Below are 23,152 nucleotides of genomic sequence, written 5' to 3'. Positions count from 1 at the left end.
TTCCATGACGCAATTACCAAGGGGCGCTGGCCATGGCGGAAAGGAGAGGTGCATCAACTTTTGACATAAACTTTATGACATTGATAGATAGAGCATTATATTGAGGTAAGCCATCACCTTCTGATGAGCTGACCTACAATCAGTCCTAAACCCAATAACGCATGGATGTGTATATGTTTGGGCTATTCAGCAAAGGATCCCTCCTCTCCTTGGCGGGCATTGACTTTGGTAGTCAAACCATCAAGGCCGTCACCCTCACCGGACGTCCCGGCAAGGTGCATGTCGAATCTATCGCCGAGATCGCCATGCCCAAAGGCACCCTGGTCGATTACCAGTTGCAGGATATCGAGCGCGTCAGCCAGTCCCTCAAGTCACTCAAGCGACTCATTCAGGGGGAGTGCCAGCAGGTGGCGACCGCTGTGACCGGCTCCAATGTCATCACCAAAGTCATCCAGGTCGATGCCAACATCAACGACAGCGAACTCGAGAGCCAGGTCCAGATGGAGGCGGAGCAGATCATCCCGTTCCCGCTCGATGAGGTCAGCCTGGACTTTGAGATCCTCGGCCTGACGGCCGACGCGACCCGCCAGGAGGTGTTGCTGAGTGCTGCCCGCACCGAGAGCGTCAACGGCAGGGTCAGCGCCCTGACCGAAGCCGGCATGAGCACCAGGGTGGTGGATGTGGGGGCCCATGCGCTGGGGCGCGCAGTGCTGGCCTGCCTGCCCGAGTTGCAGACGGGTGACAAACCGGTCGGGATCGTCGACATCGGTGCCAGTGCCATGACCTTTGCCGCCCTGATAAAGGGCCAGGTGATCTACTCCCGCTTGCAAAACTTCGGTGGCGATCAATACAGCCAGGCCCTGGCATCCTTTTACAGCATGACGCTGGACGACGCCGAGCAGGCGAAGGTCCAGGGTTCCCTGCCTGCCGATCACGAGCAGGATGTGCTCATACCCCATCTCAACACCCTGATACTGCAGGTCAGGCGCAACGTGCAGCTGTTTTGCAGCTCGTCTGGCAACAAGGAGTTGCCCAGACTGGTGTTGACGGGTGGGGGCAGCTTACTGCCGGGCCTGGTCGAGCAGATGGGCACGGATCTCCATTGTGAAGTTTTTCATCCCGATCCCTTTGCCCTGCTCGGCAAGCCCAAGGGGGAGGGGGGACTGGCTCATGGCGCCAAGTACATGGCAGCTCTGGGTCTGGCACTGCGGAGCTTCACACCATGTCAAATATAAACCTCCTGCCCTGGCGAATGGCCAGGGCCCAGCGCCAGAAGCAGCAATTTGGCGCCATGATTGGCCTGTTTCTGGCGGGGACGGCCGCCCTGGCCTTTGCCATCGACTGGCTGGTGGTGCAGCAGATCGGCCATCAACAGCAACGCAATCAGCGGCTGGTGCAGGAGATGACCATACTCGATGCCCAGCTCGGCGAGATCCGGCTGCTCCAGGCACGGCGCAAGGAGCTGATCGACCGCATGCAGCTCATCGATCAGTTACAGACGCGGCGCAATGTACCGGTGCGTCTGTTCAACCAGCTGCCCATGCTGGTGCCCAACGGGGTCTATCTCAATACCCTCGCACTGCAAAACAACCGCATCGATGTCAACGGCAAGGCCGAAGCCTATGGCCGGGTTGCCAGCATGATGCGACGCATCGATGGCTCAGGCTGGCTGGGGCAATCACAGATCAGCACCATCTTCACGGCAGACCTGGCTCCCATTGCACTCAGCCAGTTCTCCATGATGTTCCAGATTGCCACGCTCCCCCAGAACGTGGCTAAGGGGCAACAATGAATCTACAACAGCTCAATGAACTGGATCTCAACGACATGGCGCGTTGGCCCAAGGTTGCCAAGGGGATCTTCATCCTGATCTGCTGCGCCTTGCTGGGCGGCGCCATCTATTACTATGTGATCGCCAACTCCCTGACGGCGTTGCGCCAGGAGGCCGGTAAAGAGACCGAACTGAAGGCGCAGTTCGAGAGCAAGGCCATGCTGGCCGCCAATCTGGAGGCATACCGCAAGCAGATGGTGCAGTTGGAGCATCTGGTCGATGCCCAGCTCAAGCAGCTGCCCAATACCCACGAGGTGGCGGGGCTGCTGGATGACATCAGCTTCATCGCCACCGATAACGGGCTCCAGCTGAACAGGATCAACTGGGAGGCCGAGGTCCAGCACGAATTTTCGACCGAGCTTCCCATGCGTATCGAGGTGGTGGGGACCTACCACGAGCTCGGCAAGTTCACGGCCGACATGGCGGGCTTGCCCCGCATCGTGATCCTGGAATCATTCCAGCTCAATCAGAGCAAGGAGCAGGGGGAACTGATCGGCATGTCCATGCTGGCCAAGACCTACAAATACAACGGCAAAACCGTGGGGCAGAAGCCATGAGCATGAGAGCGATCAGCGTGCTGTTGCCGGTGCTGCTGCTGGCGGCCTGTGGCGGGCAGGACGATATGGATGAATATGTGCAGCAGACCAAGGCGAGGCCGCCCATCCCCATCGAGCCCTTGCCGGAAATAAAGCCGTTTTCCCCTATGGCTTACCAGCGTAGCGATCAACGCAGCCCCTTTATTGAGCCGCAACCCGAGACCAGCTCCAAGGTGGATGGCAAGGTCAAACCCGAGTGCGCCCAGATAGTGGCCAATCGCGAGAAAGAAGTGCTGGAGCGCTATTCGCTGGCCAGCCTGAGCATGCAGGGATCAATTGGGAGACAGGGACAATTATGGGCGCTGATCAGAACCCCGGATGGACACGCCATGCGGGTCGGACTTAATCAATACATGGGGCTGGATCAGGGAAGGGTCATCAAGATCACCAATACCCATGTTGACTTGATGGAGACGGTACCGGATGGCAAAGGATGCTGGGTCACCCGAGAAACACAGCTGGCCATGGCCAATCTCGACGCAAAACTATGATCAGGGATGAGCAGAGATGAGAACAACAATAAGCAGGATGAGCGGTGTGGCGCTGCTGTGTCTGGGCGCATGCAATCAGGTGTGGGCGGTGGCGGCGCTGCAAGAGGTCAAGGTGAATCCACTGTTGGCCGATCAGCTCGTGCTGGAACTGAGCTTCAGCGAGCCGGTGAGTGGCTTTACCGACAGGCTCTCCTATGAACCCAATCAGCTATTGCTGCATGTGCCCGGCGCGGTAGGGGCACTGACGGTCAATCCCTTGCCCATCAAACAGCAGGGGGTGGACAGCCTCAAGGTGGAGGGCAAGGGAGAGGGACTGGACATCAAAATCGCGCTCGATCAGCTGACCCCTTATCAGGTCCATCAGCAGGGCAACAAGTTACTGGTGTCATTGGGGGAAAACGCCAGCCAGCCAGTGGCCACGACGGCTGCCGCGCCCACTGTCACCCAATCGGCCCTGATCAAGAGCCAGCCTGTCACCCAGTCAGCCTTGATTGATACCCAGAGGATCGCCCAGAACCAGTCCCAGTATCAACCTCAGCCCCAACCCGTCTCGGCGCCGGTGGCTGTACCAGTTGCAACCAGCAAGCCGGTGTTGTCCGTCTCGCAGGCGAACACGAGTGGAGCCTATTTCAATTCGGTCAAAGGGGTGGACTTCCGCCGTGGCAAGGAGGGGCAGGGGGAGTTTCTGGTGACTCTGGACAACAGCTCGGCGGCGGTGGATGTCAGCAGCCGTGGTCAGAAGGTGCTGGCCAAGTTCCACGGTACCCGGGTTCCCGATGAGCAGCTCAACCTCATCAACGTGCAGGATTTCGCGACCCCGGTCTCTCAGGTGGAGGTCTTCCGTCAGGGTAACGACACCCTGTTTGAACTCTCGGTCAACGGCCAGTTTGATTATCGCTACGATCAGGCCGACAAGATGTTCATCATAGAGGTGAAAAAACGCGTCGCCACCACAGCCGCTAAGCAGTACCAGGGCAAGCCGATCTCCCTGAACTTCCAGGATATCCCGGTACGGACCGTGCTGCAGATCATCGCCGACTTCAACAATCTCAACCTGGTGACCACGGACTCCGTCTCCGGCAACATCACCCTGCGCCTCGACGGTGTGCCCTGGGAGCAGGCGCTGGACATCATCCTCAAGGTCAGAGGGCTGGATAAACGGCTGGATAACAACATCCTGCTGGTGGCCCCGGCGGACGAGATAGCCGCCCGTGAGAAGCAGCAGCTGGAGAGTCGCAACCAGGTGGCCGATCTGGCGCCGCTCTACACCGAATACATGCAGATCAACTATGCCAAGGCGGCGGAGGTTGCTGCGCTGCTCTCCTCCGAAAGCACCAAGCTGCTCTCCCCCAGAGGGGCGGTGAGCGTGGATGAACGCACCAACGTGCTGGTGGTCAAGGACACGGCGGACGTCATCGGCAACGTCAAGCGGATGCTGGATATCCTCGACATCCCGGTCAAGCAGGTGGTGATCGAGGCGCGCATGGTGACTATAGATGACGGCTTCGACGAGGCGCTGGGTGTGCGCTGGGGGGTGACCAAGACGGATGGCCACGGCAATGGCACCTCGGGTACCATAGAGGGCAATGATGGTTCGGGCAACAACGCCAGTACCTCGACCATAGTGCGGCCCGGCATCGAAGATCGACTGAACGTCAACCTGCCGGTCACCAACGCGGCCGGCACCCTGGCCTTCCAGGTCGCTCGTCTGGCCAATGGCACTCTGCTGGACCTCGAGCTGTCGGCGCTGGAGAAGGAGAGCAAGGCCGAGATCATCGCGAGTCCCCGCGTCACCACGGCCAACCAGAAACCCGCGTTGATCGAACAGGGGACCGAGATCCCCTACGTGGAGTCGTCGTCCAGTGGCGCGACCTCGGTAACCTTCAAGAAGGCGGTGTTGAGCCTCAAGGTCACGCCGCAGATCACCCCTGACAACAGAGTCATTCTGGATCTGACCGTGACTCAGGATACCAAGGGGGAAACCGTGCCGACCGGTACCGGTGATGCCGTCTCCATCAATGCCCAGTCGATCACCACCCAGGTGCTGGTCAACAACGGTGAGACCCTGGTGCTGGGGGGTATCTATCAGCAGACCATCAAGAGCGACGTCACCAAGGTGCCGTTGCTGGGAGATATTCCCGGCCTTGGCTACCTGTTCAAGAAAACCACCAGCGAGAACAAGAAACGCGAACTGCTGATTTTCGTGACCCCGCGGATAGTTACGGATACCCTCTGAATGCTTTACATGTGAGGGTAAAACACATATAACCTTACGCCCCGATGAGGCTGGGGCGTAAGGGCTGCGGTTGCCAGTCCTGATTTCTATTGAGATAATCCCCCTCCTGATCCATCGCAAGATAAGGTTCATAGGTACCCCGGTCGACTGTTTACCGGGGCCATACAGTTTGTAATTACTAACGAAAAGACATGGCTGAGAAACGCAATATTTTCCTGATAGGTCCCATGGGTGCGGGCAAGAGCACCATAGGTAGACATCTGGCAGAACAACTGCACATGGAGTTTTTCGACTCAGATCATGAGATTGAGCGCCGCAGTGGTGCCGATATCGGCTGGGTGTTCGATGTTGAAGGCGAAGAGGGTTTCCGGATCCGCGAAGAGAAGGTGATAGGTGAACTCGCCGAGCAGCAGGGTATCGTGCTGGCTACGGGCGGCGGCGCCATCATCAGTCGCGAAACCCGCAACAAACTCTCCGCGCGTGGCATCGTGGTCTACCTCGAAACCACCATTGAGAAGCAGCTGGCACGTACCCAGCGCGACAAGCGTCGTCCCCTGCTGCAAACCGAAGAGCCCCCGCGTGAGGTGCTGGAGCGTCTGGCGCAAGAGCGCAATGCCCTGTATGAAGAAGTGGCTGACTTTGTCATCCAGACGGATGATCAGAGCGCTAAAATTGTTGCCAATCAGATTGTTAAGTTGATTGGCATGTAATCAATAGAGGACGTCCATGGAAAGGTTGAAGGTCGAACTGGGTGAACGCAGCTATCCGATCGAGATAGCTGCAGGTCTGTTGCAACACCACGAGGTGCTGACGCAGACCATCAAGGGCAAGCGGGTCATGATAGTGACCAACACTGTGGTGGCTCCCTTGTATCTTGAGCAGCTCATTCAGCTGTTGTCCGGTTTTCAGGTGGAACACCTGATCCTGCCGGATGGCGAGGCCTATAAGACCTTGGCGACCTTCGAGCGGATCATGTCTGCTCTGCTGGAAACCAACCATGGTCGTGATACCACCCTCATCGCCCTGGGGGGCGGCGTGATAGGTGACGTTGTCGGCTTTGCTGCGGCAAGCTATCAACGTGGCATTCCGTTCATTCAAGTGCCTACCACGCTACTCTCCCAGGTTGACTCCTCCGTCGGCGGCAAGACCGCCGTCAACCACCCTCTTGGCAAGAACATGGTGGGCGCCTTCTATCAGCCCAAGCATGTCGTCATCGATACCGACTGCCTCAAGACCCTGCCCGCGCGCGAATTTGCCGCCGGCATGGCCGAAGTGATCAAGTACGGCATCATCTGGGATGCCGAATTCTTCTCCTGGCTCGAAGCCAACATGGTGCGTCTGCAGCGGCTCGATACGGGCGCGCTCTCCTACGCCATCCGTCGTTGCTGCGAGATCAAGGCCGACGTGGTGGGGCAGGATGAGACCGAGCACGGCGTGCGCGCCCTGCTGAATCTGGGTCATACCTTCGGCCATGCCATCGAAGCCGAGAAAGGCTACGGCAACTGGCTGCATGGCGAGGCGGTAGCCGCGGGCATGATGCTGGCAGCGGCAACGGCCGAGGCGCGTGGCGAGCTGAGCGCGGCTCAGGTCGCGCGGATCCGGGCCCTGCTGCTGGCGGCCGATCTGCCGGTGCAGGCGCCGGCCGAGATGGATTTTGCGGCCTTCATTCGCCATATGCGCCGTGACAAGAAGGTGCTGGAAGGCAAGCTGCGGCTGGTGCTGCCGGTCGGGATCGGCCACGCCCAGGTGGTGGCCGATGTGACGGATGCCCAATTGATGGCGGTGATCGAGTCTGGTCGTGACCAATAAGTTGCTGAAATTCCCTTCCCAGCGGCAGCTGGTTGACCGGCTGCTGCACCTGATTGAGTTCAATCACCCCTTTATCTTTCTCTCCGGTAAGGCCGGCAGCGGCCGTGGCACCCTGTGCGAGTCTCTGCTGGGCCAGTTGCCGGACCAGGTGCGGGTGGTGAGCCTCATCGGCAGCGCCGCCATGAAGATAACGGACGTGCGCCAGCTGCTGTTGCAGCAGGTGGTGGCCAGGCCGCTGTTCAATCCGCAGGATGCGCTGGCCGACAGCTTCTTCCGCATGCTCGAGGGCAAGTCCTCGACCCTGTTGCTGCTGATCGAGCGCGCCGACGAGCTGCCTGCCGAGCTGGTCGGGGAGTTGTGGGCGCTCTGTCGCCATAACGACACCCTCGAGAATCCCCACAAGCTGGCGATCCTGCTCTCGGGCAATGACGCCTGGTGTCGCAGCCGGAAGGGGGCGCTCAAGGGACGGGCTATGCCCGCACTCGAGCTGGAAGTCGCGCCCCTGAGCGCACCGGAGCAACGCATCTTCTTGTACGAGAAGGCCAAAGAGCTCAAGATCCCGGCGGCCCTCTTGCCCAAGTCGAAAGTTGAAGAGATGCTGAGTGCGGCAAACGGACACCCGTCCGCCATCATGCAGTCATTGGAGGATATCATGACCGACAGAAGGCCCAAGAAGCGTCAGGCCGAGTTGCCCGTCAAGAAGATAGCGACCGTGCTGGCCCTGGTCGCCGCCGGTTTGCTGGCCCTGAGTTACCTGCCGTTTTTTGATGGCAAGGGGTTCGATGAGGCGGGCAAGGATGACTCCCAGGCGTCGTCCCAAGGGACGGCCCTGCCCGATCCCGTCGCCAAGGATCCGCTCAGCGTCGGTGGCACCAGCGCCGCCCAGACCACCAGCGGTAATCAGGTGGCGCGAGACTGGCAACCCGAGGCCAAGCCGCTGCCCAAGAAGGTCGAGAGCGAGACGGTCACGACCGAGTCGACCAATTACGAGGGGCGCCGGGTCGTCATCTCCGACGAGGTGGTCGAACAGTTGATGAAGCAGCCCAATGTCAGCGGTGCCCTGCCCACGGCGGTCGTGGACGAGCTGACAGGCGCCGGCTCCCAGGCTGTCTCGACCCAGGGACTGGTGGCGCAAGCCAGCCAGCCCACCACTTCGGCCAAGAGCCAGAGTGGATCTGCGGCGGCTCAGGCGGCGTCCAAGCCTGCCGTGACCGCGGCCCCCGTGGCGGCGCCGGCCCCCAAGGTGGCGCTGACGCCGGCCGCGACCCTGAACCAGAAGGCCAAGAATCACTACAGCATCCAGCTGATGGGGGCGAGCAACACCCAGGCGGTCGATGCCTTTGTGGCCGAGCATGGGCTGGCTGGCAAGGTCTGGGTCTACAAGACCCGCTTCCGTGGCAGCCCCTGGTACGTGGTGGTACAGGGGGATTATGCCAGCAGCACCCAGGCCAAGGCGGCGATCCGCAAGCTCACTCCTGCCTTGCTCAAGGGACAACCCTGGCCCAAGTCGTTTGCCCAGATACAAAAAGAGTTGAAGCAATAGCCATTCGGCCCGGGAAGGGGGTAGAATCGTCCCCCCTTTTTGGGCAATGCCTTCTTAACACCGGATTTCCATGAAAAAAACACGCGCGTTTTTAAAATGGGCCGGGGGAAAATATTCCCTGGTCGAAGAGATAGCCGAGCGCTTGCCGGCCGGGCGTGTGTTGCTGGAGCCCTTCGTCGGGGCTGGCTCAGTGTTTCTCAACACCGATTACGATGCCTATGTGCTCAACGATATCAATCCGGATCTGATCGGTCTCTACAACCATCTCAAGCAGAAGCCGGACAACTTCATCCGCGAGGCGCGCAAGCTGTTCGTGGCCGAATACAACCACAAGACCGCCTACTACCGGCTGCGCACCCAGTTCAACCAGACCGAGGCCGGCTTTGAGCGGGCCCAGCTGTTCCTGTTCCTGAACCGCCATGGTTTCAACGGCCTCTGCCGTTACAACAAGAAGGGCGGCTTCAACGTGCCGTTCGGTTCCTACAAGAAACCCTACTTCCCGGAGAAGGAGCTGTGGGCCTTCGCCGAGAAGGCGCAAAAGGCCACCTTCATCTGCGAAAGTTATGCCGATGCCATGGCCAGGGCGGAGGAAGACTGGGTGATCTACTGCGATCCCCCCTATGCGCCGCTCTCCACCACGGCGAGCTTCACCAGCTACTCGGCTGGCGGCTTCACCCTGGACGATCAGGCCCTGCTGGCCCGGTTGGCGCGCCACACCGCCGCCCACAAGGGGGTGCCGGTGCTCATCAGCAATCACGATATCGAGCTGACCCGCGAGCTCTATCGCGGCGCCCGGCTGGACGAGATCCTGGTCAAGCGCACCATCAGCCGCAATGGCAGTGGTCGCAACAAGGTGGCCGAGCTGCTGGCGCTCTACCCGCCCGGCATAGCCCCCGAGCAGGGCCACTACCCGAGCGATGCCGAGCTGGTTCCTCTGGGTTGATCCTCTGGCAGCACCTTCGGGTGCCGCCAGCGTTTTCGGGCCAGGAGAGCGTTTTTGGTGGCTAGCCGCTGGCCTCTGCGGTTTCCCCCCCGCGCTTGAGTCGTTTTCATCGGATATTGGCGGTAACGCTGGCGGTCCACTTTTTCTGCCCCCTGTTCGGACTGTTTTCGGTGGATATGGGCGCTAAAGCCGATGGCTTGCGCTTCCTCCCCGTGTTCGGGTTGTTTTCGGTGGATATGGGTGCTAAAGCCGGTGGCTTGCGCTTCCTCCCCCCGTTCGGGTCGTTTTCATCGGATATTTGCGGTAAAATTGCGCCGCTTTTTCTGCCACGCTGCCAATGGATGACGCTGATGAAAGACTTTCTGATTGCCCCCTCGATCCTCTCCGCCGACTTCGCCCGTCTGGGTGAGGATGTCGCCAAGGTACTGGCCGCCGGTGCCGATGTGGTGCATTTCGATGTGATGGACAACCACTATGTCCCCAACCTGACCATAGGTCCCATGGTCTGTCAGGCCCTGCGCGACTACGGCATCGAGGCGCTCATCGATGTGCACCTGATGGTCAAGCCGGTGGATCGCATCGTCCCCGACTTCGCCAAGGCGGGCGCCAACCTGATCACCTTCCACCCGGAAGCGTCCGATCACGTCGATCGCACCCTGGGGCTCATCAAGGAGCAGGGCTGTCAGGCCGGCCTGGTGCTGAATCCTGCCACGCCGCTCACCTGCCTCGAGTACGTGATGGACAAGCTGGATGTGATCCTGCTGATGTCGGTCAACCCGGGCTTCGGTGGCCAGAGCTTCATCCCCGGCACCCTCGACAAGCTACGCCAGGTGCGTCGCCTGATCGACGAGAGCGGCCGTGACATTCGCCTCGAGATCGATGGCGGGGTGAAGGTGGATAATATCCGCGAAATCGCCGAGGCCGGTGCCGACATGTTCGTGGCCGGCTCCGCCATCTTCGGCAAGCCAGATTACAGGGCCGTCATCGACCAGATGCGCACGGAGCTTGCCCATGTCAAGCGCTGAGCGTGATTTTGATCTGGTGCTGTTCGATCTGGACGGCACCCTGATCGACAGCGCCCCCCAGCTGGCGCTGGCGGTCAACCGTACGCTCGGCGAGCTGGGGCTGGCCGAGGCCGATGAGGCCGTGGTGCGTACCTGGGTCGGCAATGGTGCCGACAAGTTGATCCAGCGCGCGCTGGATTACCGCGCGGCCCCCGAGCTGTTCGCTAGGGCGCGCCCCCTGTTCGATCAACACTACCAGGCCTGCCTGCTGGAAGGGCTGGCCATGTACGACGGGGTCGCCCAGAGTCTGCGCCGCCTGCAGCGGCTCGGTTACCGCCAGGCCGTGGTGACCAACAAGCCGAGCCACTTCGTGCAGCCCATCCTGGATGCCCTCGGCATCAGCGATTGCTTTGCGCTCTGGCTGGGGGGCAACTGTGTGGCCCAGAAGAAGCCGAGCCCGGCGCCGTTGCTGCACGCCTGCCAGGAGCTGGGCATCAGCCCGTCGCGCACCCTGATGGTGGGCGACTCCGAAAATGACGTGCTGGCCGCCCAGGCCGCCAGCATGAAGGTAGTGGGGCTCACCTACGGCTACAACTATGGCCGCCCCATCGCAGATTCCCGCCCGGACTGGGTATGCGAGCAGTTTGCCCAGCTCGATGCCCTGCTGGTTGAATAACAAGGATCAGAACACTCATGGCTAAACCTATCGTATTGAGCGGGGCCCAACCCTCGGGCCAGCTGACCATCGGCAACTACATGGGCGCCCTGCGTCAGTGGGTCAACATGCAGGATGACTTCGACTGCCTCTATTGCATCGTCGATCTGCACGCCATCACCACCCGCCAGGAGCCTGCCGCCCTGCGCAAGGCGTGCCTGGACGCCGCCGCCCTCTATCTGGCGGTGGGCATAGATCCGGCCAAGAGCACCGTCTTCATTCAGTCTCATGTGCCGCAGCACGCCGAGCTCGGCTGGATCCTGAACTGCTACACCCAGATGGGCGAGCTGTCGCGCATGACCCAGTTCAAGGACAAGTCCGCCCGTTTCGAGAACAACGTCAACGTCGGTCTGTTCGGTTATCCGGTGCTGATGGCGGCCGATATCCTGCTCTATCAGGCCAATCAGGTGCCGGTCGGTAACGATCAGAAGCAGCATCTGGAGCTGACCCGCGACGTCTGCACCCGCTTCAACAACCTGTACGGCGAGGTGTTCACCCTGCCGGAGCCCTTCATCCCGACCGACGGCGCCCGGGTGATGAGCCTGCAGGATCCGACCAAGAAGATGTCCAAGTCCGACGACAACGAGGCGAACTTCATCGGCCTGCTGGAAGATCCCAAGCAGATCGTCAAGAAGATCAAGCGGGCGATGACCGACTCCGACGAGCCGGCGGTGGTGCGCTTCGATCCGGAGAACAAGCCCGGGGTCTCCAACCTGCTGACCCTGATGTCCGGCGTGACCGGCCGCTCCATCCCGGAGCTCGAGCAGCACTTCGAAGGCAAGATGTACGGTCACCTCAAGAGCGAGACCGCCGATGCCGTGGTCGCCCTGCTGGAACCCATCCAGGCACGCTTCCGCGAGCTGCGTCAGGATGAGACTCATCTGCAGGCTATTTTGGCCGCCGGCGCTCAAAAGGCGCGGGAAAGGGCTGAAAAAACACTGGTCAGCGTATATGATGTAGTCGGCTTCGTTCCTCGAGCCTGACATACTGGGAAGGTGTAGTAGAAGAGAGCTGGGTATTCGCCTGGCTTTCTTTGTTTTACCGACCCCTTATTCGTGAATTCATCTTCCAATTTCAAACGCGGGTTTCTGCCCCAAGAGCAAGCATGTCCGTCGAACCAAATATCGTGAGTGAAGTACTGGATGACAAGGGCCACTGGCTGCGCAAGTTTCGCAAGGCCAAGAACCTCAACACCCTGCAGCTGATGGTCTCCAATGCCATCGACAAGCACCACAAGATCCCTGCCGTCGCGGCCGCCATCTACCTGGCCGAATGCCAGCGCGAGCGCGAGCTGGAGCAAGGGCGCTATCTGGATCGTTAATCCCCTGTCCCCGGTTGTTGCCCCATGCTGTTGTTGATCGATAACTACGACTCCTTTACCTGGAACCTGGTGCAATATTTTGGCGCCCTGGGGCAGGAGGTGGTGGTGAAGCGCAACGACGAGCTGAGCCTGGATGCCATCGCCCGGCTCGCCCCCCGTTATCTGGTGATCTCCCCCGGTCCCTGCACCCCCAATGAGGCCGGTATCTCGCTGGCGGCCATCAGCCGCTTCGCGGGCCAGCTCCCCATCCTTGGCGTCTGCCTCGGCCATCAGTCCCTCGCCCAGGCCTTCGGCGCCAGGGTGGTGCGCGCTCGCCAGGTGATGCACGGCAAGACCTCGCTCATTCGCCATAGGGGAGAGGGCGTGTTCAAAGGATTGAAGGATCCGCTGCGGGTCACCCGCTACCATTCGCTGGTGGTGGAGCGCGAGAGCCTGCCCGACTGTCTCGAGGTCACCGCCTGGAGCGAGCACGCCGACGGCAGCGTCGACGAGATCATGGGGTTGCGCCATAAACACCTGCCACTGGAGGGGGTTCAGTTCCATCCGGAGAGTATTTTGAGCGAGCAGGGCCACCAATTGCTGGCCAACTTTCTGGCCGGTTCCTGAGAAAATCGTGATGCTCATCCCAGAATCGGAATGAGGCCAAAAATATTTTCCCTGACACTTTATTCACCTCTCCCCCTGCCCAAATTATCTCTTGCCAACACCCCCTGAGCCGTTATGCAATGCGGTTGCCTAAAATCTCACAGGCAATCGAACATTGTTCCCTGTAACTCGGCTTGTTGCAGACTTTTAGCTTTTTTTCTGTGACAATGCCGATGTGTTTACATGGATTTAACTTTTGAGCGGTGGATTATTCTGTCGCCAGATCGAAGGAGAGCAATATGTCAGAGTTGTTGGCAGTGACACGTGAAGTGTTTGATGAAGTGATGGTTCCCAACTATGCGCCCGCCAAGATCATCCCGGTGCGTGGTGAAGGGTCACGTGTCTGGGATCAGGAAGGCCGTGAGTATGTCGACTTCGCGGGCGGGATCGCCGTCAATGGCCTGGGCCATTGCCATCCCAAGCTGGTCGAAGCCCTGAAAACCCAGGGCGAGAAGCTGTGGCACCTCTCCAACGTGATGACCAACGAGCCGGCCCTGCGTCTGGCCAAGAAGCTGGTCGCCGCCACCTTCGCCGACAAGGTCTATTTCTGCAACTCCGGTGCCGAAGCCAACGAGGCGGCCCTCAAGCTGGCCCGTCGCTATGCCATCGAGAAGTTCGGTGCCCACAAGACCCAGATCATCGCCTTCCATCAGGGTTTCCACGGCCGCACCTTCTTCACCGTCAGCGTCGGCGGCCAGGCTGCCTACTCGGACGGCTTCGGTCCCAAGCCTGCCGACATCACCCATGTCACCTACAACGATCTGGCCGAGCTGGCCTCGGTCATCTCCGACAATACCTGTGCCGTGGTGATGGAGCCGCTGCAGGGTGAGGGTGGCATCATTCGTCCCACCGACGAATTTGCCAAAGGAGTGCGCGAGCTGTGCGACAAGCACAACGCCCTGCTGGTCTATGACGAGGTACAATCCGGGGTCGGTCGTACCGGCGAGCTGTTTGCCTACATGGGTCTGGGCGTCACGCCGGACATCCTCACCAGCGCCAAGGCGCTTGGCGGCGGCTTCCCCATCGGCGCCATGCTGACCACTACCGAGATCGCGGCTCACCTGAAAGTGGGTACTCACGGTTCCACCTATGGCGGCAACCCGCTGGCGTGCGCCGTGGCCGAGGCGGTGATCGACGTGGTCAACACCCCGGCGGTGCTGGCGGGTGTCAAACAGCGCGAAGCCCTGTTCCGTGCCGGCATCGAAGCCATCAATGCCAAGTACCACTGCTTCAGCGAAGTGCGTGGCCAGGGTCTGCTGCTCGGCGCCGTGCTGAACGATGACTTCAAGGGGCGCTCCCGCGACTTCCTGCTGGCTTCTATCGATCAGGGGCTGATGGCGCTGGTAGCGGGCACTAACGTGGTGCGTTTCGCACCTTCGCTGGTTATCCCGGAAGCGGACATCAAGGAAGGTCTGGCCCGGTTCGAGAAAGCGGTCGCTCAGGTGGTTAACGCCTGATCCAAGTTGAGGTGGGGAGCCCTCCCGGCAGGAGCCGGGACCCCACCTGTCGTCAATGAAAGGGAGTTGTCATTATGTTGGTTATCCGTCCTATCGAGCAGCGCGACTTCGCCGGCCTCAAGACCTGTGCCATCGAATCCGGTACCGGCATGACTTCATTGCCGGTCAACGATGAGCTGCTGCAACGCAAGATCGATGCCTCGACCCAGACCTTCCTGGACAAGCCTGCGGGCAAGGGAGACTGCCTCTACTTCTTCGTGGCCGAAGATCTGGAGACCGGCGAGATGGTCGGCACCTGTGCCATCGACGCGGCCGTCGGCCTGTCCCAGCCCTTCTACAACTATCACATCGGCAAGGTGGTGCACTCTTCCCCCAAGCTCGGCATCTACAACGTGGTCGAGACGCTCACGCTGTCCAACGACTACACCGGCAACTCCGAGCTGTGCACCCTGTTTCTGCGCGAATGTGCCCGCGAGGGGCTCAACGGCCGACTGCTATCCAAGCACCGTTTCCTGTTCATGGCCGAGCACCCAGAGCTGTTCGACCAGACCGTGTTTGCCGAGATGCGTGGCGTCTCCGATGGCGACGGTCACAGCCCCTTCTACGAGTGGCTGCAGACGCATTTCTTCTCGATGGACTTTCCCACCGTCGACTATCTCACCGGCATCGGCAAGAAGCGCTTCATCGCCGAGCTGATGCCCAAGTACCCGATCTACGTCAACCTGCTCAGCAACGAGGCGCGGGCCGTCATCGGCCAGACCCACGAGAAGACCCGCCCGGCCATCAAGATGCTGCAGGACGAAGGCTTCGTGAATCGTGGCTACGTCGACATTTTCGACGCCGGTCCCACCGTCGAGTGCGATGTGAAACACATCCGCAGCGTGCGCCGCAGCCAGAAGCTGCGGGTGCTGGTGGGCGAGCCCATCGGCGGTCACACCTATCTCATCTGCAATGCCCGTTTCGAACAGTATCGTGCCTGCTACGGCAACATCCGGGTCGATCTGGACAAACACGAAGCCATCATCCCGCCCAAGATGGCGGCCGCCATCAAGGTGGCGAATGGCGACATGGTCCGGGTCGTCGACCTGGAATGATTGGAATACCACAGCATCTGACGCAGGTGGCCACGGCGGCCTGCGCACCACAGGGAGTGAATGGATTATGTCTTTAGTGCAACTAATCGATGGGCACTGGCTTGCCGGTGAAGGCAAGGCATTCGAGTCAAAGGATCCGGCCAAGAACCAGGTTGTCTGGCAAGGCCTGGCGGCCAGCGCCGCTCAGGTGGATGCCGCCGTCAAGGCCGCCCGCAGCGCCTTCTACCATTGGTCCGACTTGAGCCTCGAAGAACGCCTCGCGATAGTGCGCCGATACGCCGACTTGCTCGGTGAGCACAAGGAGGCGCTGGCGCTGACCATAGCCCGCGAGACCGGCAAGCCGCTGTGGGAGACCCGCACCGAGGTGGCGGCCATGCAGGGCAAGATCGCCATCTCCATCCGCGCCCATGATGAGCGCACCGGCACGGTCGAGAACCCCATGCCGGGCGCCAAGGCGTTTGTGCGCCACAAGCCCCACGGCGTGGTCGCGGTGTTCGGCCCCTACAACTTCCCGGGCCATCTGCCCAACGGCCACATAGTGCCGGCGTTGATTGCCGGCAATACGGTGGTGTTCAAGCCCTCCGAGCTGACCCCCATGGTCGCCGAGGCCATGCTCAAGCTGTGGCAGGAGGCGGGGCTGCCCAAGGGCGTGCTGAACCTGGTGCAGGGCGAGGTGGAGACCGGCAAGGCGCTGGCCGGCAACCCGGACATCGACGGCCTGTTCTTCACCGGCTCGTCCCGCACCGGCCACTTCCTGCACCAGCAGTTTGCCGGTCAGCCCGGCAAGATCCTGGCGCTGGAGATGGGCGGCAACAACCCGCTGATCGTCAAAGACGTGAGCGATGTGGACGGCGCCGTCCACGCCATTGTCCAGTCAGCCTTCATCACCTCGGGTCAGCGTTGCACCTGCTCGCGCCGCCTGTTCGTGGAGCGCGGTGCCAAGGGGGATGCCCTGGTCAAGCGGCTGGTCGAGGTGGTTGGCCAGATCAAGGTCGGTCTCTATGATGCCGCCGATCAGCCCTTTATGGGCGCCATGATCAGCGAGCGGGCGGCGCTGGGCATGGTGGAGGCGCAGGCCAGCCTGCAGCGGCTGGGGGGCGAGAGCCTGCTGGCGCTCAAGCATCTGGAGGCGGGCACCGGTTTCGTCTCCCCCGGCATCATAGACGTGACTGCCGTGGCGGCACTGCCGGACGAAGAGTACTTCGGCCCGCTGCTGCAACTCATCCGTTATGACGACTTTGACGCCGCCATCGATCAGGGCAATGCCACCAGCTTCGGCCTGTCGGCCGGCCTGCTCGGTGACAATGAGGCGGACTGGCAGCACTTCTTCAAGCGCATCCGCGCCGGCATAGTCAACTGGAACAAGCCCATCACCGGCGCCTCCAGTGCCGCGCCGTTCGGCGGCATAGGTGCCTCCGGCAACCACAGAGCGAGCGCCTACTACGCCGCCGACTACTGCGCCTATCCAGTTGCCTCGGTGGAAGACAGCAAGGCGGCCATGCCGGATCAGCTGTCCCCCGGCCTGACGTTCTAACAACCATGAAAGGGCATCCCAGGGTGCCCTTGTCTGTACCCGCAATCAAAGGAAAGAGAGATGCAAAAGGATATCGACACCCTGTTTGGTCATCTGTGGGATAACTACATTCAAGTCACCCCGAGTGCCCACAAGGTCCATCAACTGCTGGGGGGCGGCGCGCCCATCATCAACGATCATGTGGCGTTTCGTACCTACAACCTGCCCAAGCTGGGGCTGGAGAAACTGGTTGCCCACTTCCGTGCCCTGGGCTACGAGGAGAAGGGCGAGTACGTCTTCAAGGCCAAGAAGCTCTACGCCAAGCACTTCGAGCACCAGGATCCGGACGCTCCCAAGGTGTTCATCAGCGAGCTGAAGGTGGAGGAACTCTCCCCGGCGGCCCAGGCCATCATCCACAAGCTGGCAGATCAGGTGCCCGATCATCTGACCGACACCCCGGCATTCCTCTACACGGGCGCCCCCTGGCAGGTCTCCTGGGCCGACTACCAGACCCTGCTGGCGGAGAGCGAGTATGCGGCCTGGATGGCGGCCTGGGGCTATCGCGCCAACCACTTCACGGTCAACATCAACCGCCTCGCTGACTTCGACACCATAGAGCAGGTCAACGGGGCCCTCAAGGCGGCGGGCTTCGTGCTCAATACCGTGGGTGGTGAGGTGAAGGGGGACCCAGAGGTGATGCTGGAGCAATCCTCCACCATGGCCGACAAGGCGGACGTGCCCTTCAGCGACGGCGTGCGCACCATTCCGAGCTGCTTCTACGAGTTCGCCCGGCGCTACCCCCAGGCCGATGGCGTGCTCTATCCTGGCTTCGTCGAAGCCTCGGCGGACAAGATCTTCGAGTCTACCAACGCCATGTGATGACTCCGAACGCAAAAAACGCCCCGCATGGGGCGTTTTTTTATGGTGCCGGCGTCAGTCGGCATCGTCTCTGCCCCAGCTGTTCGGATGGCGCCATTCACGCGCCTGCGCGCTCATGGGCTCAGAGGCCGGCACAGGGGGTTATTTCGCGTCATGGCGTGGAATATCCGTTGTCAGATGTATCTAATTGGTCTCCAGCGGATACGATTCATGGGCGGGCGGCTTATTCTATCTCCTTGAAATAATACGGAAGACACTAATGAGTTTGCGGCCTTGTGAATGGAATATATCGGCTTGGATCAGCCGATGATTATACAGAGTAGTTCAGGTCCGCTTTATAAAGGGTTTATCAAATATGTGATCCAGCCCTTGACCCATCCCAATAAACATATCTTTAAATCCAGAATTGACATGTTATTGTAGTTTTGGGCGACATAGTATGTAAAGCATACTGATATGCAGTCGATGTAATTCAGCTGTTTATGAAGTGAATCGGACTCACGAAATAACACTCTAGAGTCAATATATGGAAAACCAACACAAATATCAGATCCTGGTGCCATTTATAGAGCCTGTTGGAAACCAGTCTGTGCCTTCGGTCAACTATTCCAAGACGCTGGGAACGAGCGATAGCTGGATTGGCTGTGGATATATAAACCGGAACGGAAAATCGAAGGTGCTTGCCAATGTCAGCTTCCCTTATTTTTCATTGGTACTGGTGCTGGATGGCAGGGGAACTTATATCGATGAGCAAGGCCAGCAATATTCTCTTGGCAAGGGCAGCGTATTCTTGCGCAGACCCGGCCAGCGCCATTCCAGCCATTGCGAGAGCCTGCCCGCCTGGAAAGAAGTCTATCTGGATTGCGACCGGGCTCTGTATGAACACCTGGCTTCATTCCTGATCCCTGAGCACGGCGCCGTAGTCTTTCAAACGGCCAGCCCGCTGGAGGCCATCGATCACTTCTCCGGTTTCATGGAGTTTGTGAAGAACGCCAGCGAGCTGGATATGCCCAGGGTGTATATCAAATTCATCGAGCTGCTCGGCGCCCTCTTTAATGGCTCGATGAATCATCCTGAGCACCATGAAAACAACATGGTCAATCAGGTCAAGCTGGCACTGGATGAACTCTGTCATCAGCGCATAGATTTAAAACTGTATTGTGATGAGCTGGGGCTGAACTATGAGGTATTTCGCAAGGAGTTCAAGGAGCAGACCGGACTGTCGCTGATGAAATATATCGTCAGGTGTCGGTTGGATAAAGCCTGCACCCTGCTGAGAACGACCAATCTGCGGATATCCGAGATCTCCAACGAACTGGGCTATTCATCGCAATACGAATTTTCGAATCAATTTAAGCGTTATTTCAATCTATCTCCAAGGCAATACAAACAAGGCATTAATTAAATCCTGTCGGTTGGGTTGTGATTGCTGCCTTCACCATGATTTATTCTGTTAAATGAGAGAGCTGTCCATGATTGCTTATATGGCTGTGCCCATCGTTTTTATAACGATGTATATGATCATAAAGAACTATCAGACTCATACCACCTTGACGATTTCCGGCCTGCTGATGCTGACCGTGGGCGTCGTATTCACCCAGGGCGGCATCGCCGACTTTATGGGGGCACAATATAAATTCAGTTCGACGGGATCCACCTTCTTCGACCTGTTCGGGGCCTTCAGCGCCATCATGTCGGAGCGCACCGCGACCATCGGCATGATCGCCATGACCTCGGCCGGATTCGCCTCCTACATGAGCAAGATTGGTGCCGCCGACAGTCTGGTCAAGGCCTGTGCCAAGCCACTGCAGCTCATCAACAAGCCTTATCTCATCCTGGCCCTGGCGTTCATCATAGGGCAGACCCTGAACCTGGTGATCCCGAGCCCGGCCGGGCTGGCCATGTTGCTGCTCATCTCTTTCTACCCGATCCTGCTGCAAGCCGGGGTCAGCCCGCTCTCGGCCGCCGTGGTGATCGGCACCTGCGGTTCTCTCGATCTGGGCCCGGGCTCTGGCAACTCCAACGTCGCGGCCGAGCTGCTGGACATGTCGATCACCGAATACTTTGCCAGCACCGAGATCCTGGTGGCCATACCGGTCACCCTGACGGTGGCGGTCACCCATTTCTTCGTGCAGAAGTGGTTTGACAAGCGTGATGGCCACAAGCGTTCACAGACCGAGATCAAGGTCGCCGGTGAGCAGGACGTTCGGCAGGGCGCTCCTTACTCCAGACTCTATGCCATGCTGCCCTTCCTCCCCCTGGCGCTGCTGCTCATCTTCTCCGACATTGGCATCGCCAGCGTCAAGATCAACGCGCCCATCGCCATGTTTGCCTCCTTGATCATGATCGTGGTGATCGATGCCTTCAGGGTGAAGAGTCTGCAACTGGCGCTCGATCACTCCTTCGAGTTCTTCAAAGGCATGGCAGGGGCGTTCAGCACAGTGGTCGTCCTGATCGTGGCCGCCACCATGTTCACGCTGGGGCTGGATGCCATCGGTGCCGTCAACGCGATGAAGTCGATGATCCTGGCGGGTGATGTCCACTATCTGCTGATCACCCTGTTCGGCATGCTGATCATCGCCTTTACCGCCATGTTGACCGGGTCAGGCAGTGCCGCCTTCGTCAGCTTCTCCAACCTGGGTTCCGAGCTGTCGGCCGCGGCCGGTGTGAAATCGGTGCTCATGCTGGTGCCCATGCAACACGCCGCCGGTTTTGGCCGCTCCCTGTCCCCCGTCGCGGCCGTGGTGATTGCGGTGGCGGTGGCGGCCAATGTCAGCCCGTTCGAGGTGCTGAAGCGGGCGTTGATCCCCTGCATCGTCGGTATCTTCTCCACCCTGTTCTACACCCAGCTTATTTTCTCTTAATGGTGCCATAAAATGACCACATGCTACGATCCGACGAGCTATACCCTGAACCGCAACGGGTTTGAGAATATCTACGAAGACACTCATATTTATCAGACTTGGCTGGACATAGAGGCCATTCTGGCGAAGGTACAGATTGAGCTCGGCATCATCCCAAAGGCAGCGGGGGAGGTGATCATTCAGCACTGTGATATAGGGCTGCTCGACCGGGACAATATCATCCAGGGCTATATCAAGACCAAGCATCCGCTGGTGCCGGTTCTCAATGAATTGGGGCGCATAGTGGGTGATGAAGCCGCCAAATATATTCACTACGGCATCACCACCCAGAATATTCAGCAGACGGCCGAGCTGTATCTCTGCAAACAGTTCAATCAGGAGTTTATTGCCCTCATCGACAAGATGGTGGTCAATATAGGTGAGCTGAAACGGCGGAATAAAGATGTTGTCATCGCGGCGAGGACCCATTCCCGGCATGCGCTGCCCATACTGCTGAATACCAAGTTCGCCGTGTGGGAAGACGAGCTGTTGAGGTGCAAGGATATCCTGACCAGCTCGGCGCCAGGCATCTTCCAGGTCATGATGGGGGGCGCCGTGGGGGGCTTCCACACCCTGCCAGAGGTGGGGCCCGGCATGCAGGCGCGGATTGCCGAGCTGCTGGAGATGGGGGAGATGAAGATCCCGAGCCGCTCGATCCGGGTGCATATGTGCCAGTACGTCAACAACTTGACCCTGATTGCCCAGAGCTGCGCCAAGATTGCCGAGGAGGTCTACATCAGCTCGTCCGAGGAGTACTCGGAGATGAGCGAGGGCTTCTCCGAGGGCCAGATAGGGAGCAGCACCATGCCTCAGAAGATCAACCCGGCCCTCTGCTACGGTATCATCGGCAACGCGCGCATCCTGTTCAACCTGCCCAGCACCATGCTGAACATGGCCGTTCGCCCCTTCGAAGCCGATGGCTGCAGCAACCTGATCATCGACAACTCACTGCGGGAGGCGAATCTGCTCACCCATGAAATCATGCTGAAGACGGAGGCGCTGTTGCAGGATCTCTTTATTGACCGTGCGGCCATGCAGCGCAACCTCGATATTACCCAGGGCATGATCAGCGCCGAGAATGTGATGATGGCGCTGTCGAAAAAAGGATTGGGAAAGGCGAAGGCCCATGAGGCCGTATATGACATCATCATGCGGGCCAAGAAAGAGGCCATCTCTTTCAGCGAAGCTTATATTCGCCAGCCTGAGTTGCATGCATTCCTGCCCGTCGACGAATTTGAAAAGGCGATAGCCCCGCGATCCTATGTCGGACTGGAATATTACTGATAGCCATTTCCCGCTAATTAAATAACCGATTTTATATTCCCCCTTCTTCCTGACATTTCCGGCAGGAGGGGCATCCATATACATTTTTTACGCAGAACAGTTGGAGTAAATAATGAAACTTGCTGTAAAACTGAGTGTGGTCGCACTGACATTGGCCTCCGCGGGCGCACAGGCCCTGACCCTGGATTATCGCCACGAATACAAGGCCGATAGCGAGACCCAGGCCAATCGCCTCAAGCTATCCCATGCCACGGAGGATGGCCTGTTCTTCAGCGTCGAGGGCAAGATGGCGGAGGGCTCAGACGTACAGGCGGACGGCTTCAAGGACGGTAACGGCAACTGGAGCGGCAGCGGCAGCGAGTGGGAAGTGGGCAAGAAGTTTCAGGTCACCGACAAGCTGGCGCTGGCGCCGGCCATCAACCTGGATGTGGGGGATTCCTATATCGGCTATCGCGTTCAGGTGAAGTCGTTCTACACCATCACCGACAACTGGTTCACCACCCTGCGCTGGCGTGGTGGTATCCAGAAGGATGAGAAGCCGACCACCGCCGACAAGAATTACAACCAGCTCAACTGGGAGCTCGGTTATAAGGGGGAGGGCTTCACCATCACCGGGGACTACGAATACAAGTTCACCAATTACGAGGACTACAAGGGCGATCACAGCAATTGGCTGTATAACGTCGTCGTCGCCGTGCCCATCAACAAGCAGTGGGTGCCCTACACGGAAATTGGCTATGTGCCGCGTTATAACAGCGAGCACGACAACGACGAGATGGAAATGCGTTACCGCCTCGGCATCAAATACAACTTCTAAGCCAGGCTGAAGGTTTGAGTCACCGGCTTTCTGTTGCCGCAGACCTCATAGGGAGGTCGGGCACGGAAAGC

At 59.4% G+C, this 23,152-nt stretch carries 22 protein-coding genes; all 22 read left to right on the top strand.

What is annotated here, in order from left to right:
• Nucleotides 1–173: 173 nt before the first annotated feature.
• The 22 genes from tapM (at nucleotide 174) to KW825_RS13520 (ending at nucleotide 23,081) form a co-directional block, all read left to right on the top strand.
• On the top strand, nucleotides 174–1,235 hold the full coding sequence (tapM, locus tag KW825_RS13625; protein WP_305730750.1) for a PilM family type IVa pilus assembly protein TapM: 1,062 nt from the start codon (nucleotides 174–176) through the stop codon (nucleotides 1,233–1,235).
• The gene (gene tapN, locus KW825_RS13620) at nucleotides 1,223–1,792 is read left to right on the top strand and encodes a PilN family type IV pilus biogenesis protein TapN (protein WP_218329513.1); all 570 of its coding nucleotides are present in this window, start codon (nucleotides 1,223–1,225) and stop codon (nucleotides 1,790–1,792) included. Before tapM ends, tapN begins: the two co-directional genes overlap by 13 nt.
• Nucleotides 1,789–2,388, top strand: a complete 600-nt coding sequence (gene tapO / locus KW825_RS13615) for a type 4a pilus biogenesis protein PilO (protein WP_218290615.1) — start codon at nucleotides 1,789–1,791, stop codon at nucleotides 2,386–2,388. The genes tapN and tapO overlap by 4 nt, the downstream gene beginning before the upstream one ends.
• A 2-nt stretch (nucleotides 2,389–2,390) precedes the next feature.
• On the top strand, nucleotides 2,391–2,918 hold the full coding sequence (locus tag KW825_RS13610) for a pilus assembly protein PilP (protein ID WP_218329512.1): 528 nt from the start codon (nucleotides 2,391–2,393) through the stop codon (nucleotides 2,916–2,918).
• 16 nt (nucleotides 2,919–2,934) lie between these two features.
• A complete protein-coding gene (locus KW825_RS13605; RefSeq protein ID WP_218329511.1) occupies nucleotides 2,935–5,154 on the top strand; it encodes a type IV pilus secretin PilQ in 2,220 nt (739 codons plus the stop codon).
• Between the two features lie 191 nt (nucleotides 5,155–5,345).
• Nucleotides 5,346–5,864, top strand: a complete 519-nt coding sequence (aroK, locus tag KW825_RS13600; protein ID WP_042652695.1) for a shikimate kinase AroK — start codon at nucleotides 5,346–5,348, stop codon at nucleotides 5,862–5,864.
• A gap of 16 nt (nucleotides 5,865–5,880) precedes the next feature.
• Complete coding sequence (gene aroB / locus KW825_RS13595; RefSeq protein WP_218329510.1) at nucleotides 5,881–6,963, top strand: 3-dehydroquinate synthase; 1,083 nt, start codon at nucleotides 5,881–5,883, stop codon at nucleotides 6,961–6,963.
• Nucleotides 6,953–8,506 carry an AAA family ATPase gene (locus tag KW825_RS13590; protein ID WP_218329509.1) on the top strand — a complete coding sequence of 518 codons (1,554 nt, stop codon included), beginning with the start codon at nucleotides 6,953–6,955 and terminating at the stop codon, nucleotides 8,504–8,506. Before aroB ends, KW825_RS13590 begins: the two co-directional genes overlap by 11 nt.
• A 70-nt stretch (nucleotides 8,507–8,576) precedes the next feature.
• Nucleotides 8,577–9,449: a Dam family site-specific DNA-(adenine-N6)-methyltransferase gene (locus tag KW825_RS13585; RefSeq protein WP_042652692.1), complete on the top strand. Its 873-nt coding sequence runs from the start codon at nucleotides 8,577–8,579 to the stop codon at nucleotides 9,447–9,449.
• A gap of 350 nt (nucleotides 9,450–9,799) precedes the next feature.
• Nucleotides 9,800–10,474, top strand: a complete 675-nt coding sequence (gene rpe, locus KW825_RS13580) for a ribulose-phosphate 3-epimerase (protein ID WP_218329508.1) — start codon at nucleotides 9,800–9,802, stop codon at nucleotides 10,472–10,474.
• Nucleotides 10,461–11,129, top strand: a complete 669-nt coding sequence (locus KW825_RS13575; protein ID WP_042652690.1) for a phosphoglycolate phosphatase — start codon at nucleotides 10,461–10,463, stop codon at nucleotides 11,127–11,129. Before rpe ends, KW825_RS13575 begins: the two co-directional genes overlap by 14 nt.
• A 17-nt stretch (nucleotides 11,130–11,146) precedes the next feature.
• Complete coding sequence (gene trpS / locus KW825_RS13570; protein WP_042652689.1) at nucleotides 11,147–12,151, top strand: tryptophan--tRNA ligase; 1,005 nt, start codon at nucleotides 11,147–11,149, stop codon at nucleotides 12,149–12,151.
• 122 nt (nucleotides 12,152–12,273) lie between these two features.
• The gene (locus KW825_RS13565; protein ID WP_042652688.1) at nucleotides 12,274–12,489 is read left to right on the top strand and encodes a hypothetical protein; all 216 of its coding nucleotides are present in this window, start codon (nucleotides 12,274–12,276) and stop codon (nucleotides 12,487–12,489) included.
• A 24-nt stretch (nucleotides 12,490–12,513) separates the two neighbouring features.
• The gene (locus KW825_RS13560; RefSeq protein WP_218329507.1) at nucleotides 12,514–13,095 is read left to right on the top strand and encodes an aminodeoxychorismate synthase component II; all 582 of its coding nucleotides are present in this window, start codon (nucleotides 12,514–12,516) and stop codon (nucleotides 13,093–13,095) included.
• A gap of 278 nt (nucleotides 13,096–13,373) precedes the next feature.
• Nucleotides 13,374–14,591 carry an aspartate aminotransferase family protein gene (locus tag KW825_RS13555; protein ID WP_042652686.1) on the top strand — a complete coding sequence of 406 codons (1,218 nt, stop codon included), beginning with the start codon at nucleotides 13,374–13,376 and terminating at the stop codon, nucleotides 14,589–14,591.
• A 74-nt stretch (nucleotides 14,592–14,665) separates the two neighbouring features.
• A complete protein-coding gene (gene astA, locus KW825_RS13550; RefSeq protein WP_042652685.1) occupies nucleotides 14,666–15,685 on the top strand; it encodes an arginine N-succinyltransferase in 1,020 nt (339 codons plus the stop codon).
• A 64-nt stretch (nucleotides 15,686–15,749) separates the two neighbouring features.
• Entirely contained in the window at nucleotides 15,750–17,219 is a 1,470-nt protein-coding gene (astD, locus tag KW825_RS13545; RefSeq protein WP_218329596.1) for a succinylglutamate-semialdehyde dehydrogenase, read from the top strand.
• Nucleotides 17,220–17,279: 60 nt separating this feature from the next.
• Nucleotides 17,280–18,077 (top strand): DUF1338 domain-containing protein, encoded by a 798-nt coding sequence (locus KW825_RS13540; protein ID WP_218329506.1) that lies wholly within the window; start codon nucleotides 17,280–17,282, stop codon nucleotides 18,075–18,077.
• A gap of 526 nt (nucleotides 18,078–18,603) precedes the next feature.
• Nucleotides 18,604–19,482 carry an AraC family transcriptional regulator gene (locus KW825_RS13535; protein ID WP_218329505.1) on the top strand — a complete coding sequence of 293 codons (879 nt, stop codon included), beginning with the start codon at nucleotides 18,604–18,606 and terminating at the stop codon, nucleotides 19,480–19,482.
• 52 nt (nucleotides 19,483–19,534) lie between these two features.
• Entirely contained in the window at nucleotides 19,535–20,941 is a 1,407-nt protein-coding gene (gene dcuC, locus KW825_RS13530; protein ID WP_340689281.1) for a C4-dicarboxylate transporter DcuC, read from the top strand.
• 12 nt (nucleotides 20,942–20,953) lie between these two features.
• A complete protein-coding gene (locus KW825_RS13525) occupies nucleotides 20,954–22,264 on the top strand; it encodes a lyase family protein (RefSeq protein WP_218329503.1) in 1,311 nt (436 codons plus the stop codon).
• Between the two features lie 112 nt (nucleotides 22,265–22,376).
• Nucleotides 22,377–23,081, top strand: coding sequence for an oligogalacturonate-specific porin KdgM family protein (locus KW825_RS13520; RefSeq protein WP_218329502.1), 705 nt, complete (start codon nucleotides 22,377–22,379; stop codon nucleotides 23,079–23,081).
• Nucleotides 23,082–23,152: the final 71 nt, after the last annotated feature.

This window comes from Aeromonas sp. sif2433 (assembly GCF_019218705.1).
GTDB classification, from domain to species: Bacteria; Pseudomonadota; Gammaproteobacteria; order Enterobacterales; family Aeromonadaceae; genus Aeromonas; species Aeromonas encheleia.
This window is presented reverse-complemented; position numbering and strand designations above follow the sequence as displayed.

Coding starts and splice junctions, on each gene's coding strand:
- dcuC (WP_340689281.1), top strand. CDS start 19,535: ATGAGAGAGCTGTCCATGATTGCTTATATGGCTGTGCCCATCGTTTTT.
- rpe (WP_218329508.1), top strand. CDS start 9,800: ATGAAAGACTTTCTGATTGCCCCCTCGATCCTCTCCGCCGACTTCGCC.
- KW825_RS13565 (WP_042652688.1), top strand. CDS start 12,274: ATGTCCGTCGAACCAAATATCGTGAGTGAAGTACTGGATGACAAGGGC.
- KW825_RS13525 (WP_218329503.1), top strand. CDS start 20,954: ATGACCACATGCTACGATCCGACGAGCTATACCCTGAACCGCAACGGG.
- KW825_RS13555 (WP_042652686.1), top strand. CDS start 13,374: ATGTCAGAGTTGTTGGCAGTGACACGTGAAGTGTTTGATGAAGTGATG.
- aroK (WP_042652695.1), top strand. CDS start 5,346: ATGGCTGAGAAACGCAATATTTTCCTGATAGGTCCCATGGGTGCGGGC.
- KW825_RS13610 (WP_218329512.1), top strand. CDS start 2,391: ATGAGAGCGATCAGCGTGCTGTTGCCGGTGCTGCTGCTGGCGGCCTGT.
- KW825_RS13575 (WP_042652690.1), top strand. CDS start 10,461: ATGTCAAGCGCTGAGCGTGATTTTGATCTGGTGCTGTTCGATCTGGAC.
- astA (WP_042652685.1), top strand. CDS start 14,666: ATGTTGGTTATCCGTCCTATCGAGCAGCGCGACTTCGCCGGCCTCAAG.
- KW825_RS13605 (WP_218329511.1), top strand. CDS start 2,935: ATGAGAACAACAATAAGCAGGATGAGCGGTGTGGCGCTGCTGTGTCTG.
- KW825_RS13540 (WP_218329506.1), top strand. CDS start 17,280: ATGCAAAAGGATATCGACACCCTGTTTGGTCATCTGTGGGATAACTAC.
- aroB (WP_218329510.1), top strand. CDS start 5,881: ATGGAAAGGTTGAAGGTCGAACTGGGTGAACGCAGCTATCCGATCGAG.
- tapO (WP_218290615.1), top strand. CDS start 1,789: ATGAATCTACAACAGCTCAATGAACTGGATCTCAACGACATGGCGCGT.
- KW825_RS13520 (WP_218329502.1), top strand. CDS start 22,377: ATGAAACTTGCTGTAAAACTGAGTGTGGTCGCACTGACATTGGCCTCC.
- tapM (WP_305730750.1), top strand. CDS start 174: ATGTTTGGGCTATTCAGCAAAGGATCCCTCCTCTCCTTGGCGGGCATT.
- KW825_RS13585 (WP_042652692.1), top strand. CDS start 8,577: ATGAAAAAAACACGCGCGTTTTTAAAATGGGCCGGGGGAAAATATTCC.
- trpS (WP_042652689.1), top strand. CDS start 11,147: ATGGCTAAACCTATCGTATTGAGCGGGGCCCAACCCTCGGGCCAGCTG.
- KW825_RS13560 (WP_218329507.1), top strand. CDS start 12,514: ATGCTGTTGTTGATCGATAACTACGACTCCTTTACCTGGAACCTGGTG.
- KW825_RS13535 (WP_218329505.1), top strand. CDS start 18,604: ATGGAAAACCAACACAAATATCAGATCCTGGTGCCATTTATAGAGCCT.
- tapN (WP_218329513.1), top strand. CDS start 1,223: ATGTCAAATATAAACCTCCTGCCCTGGCGAATGGCCAGGGCCCAGCGC.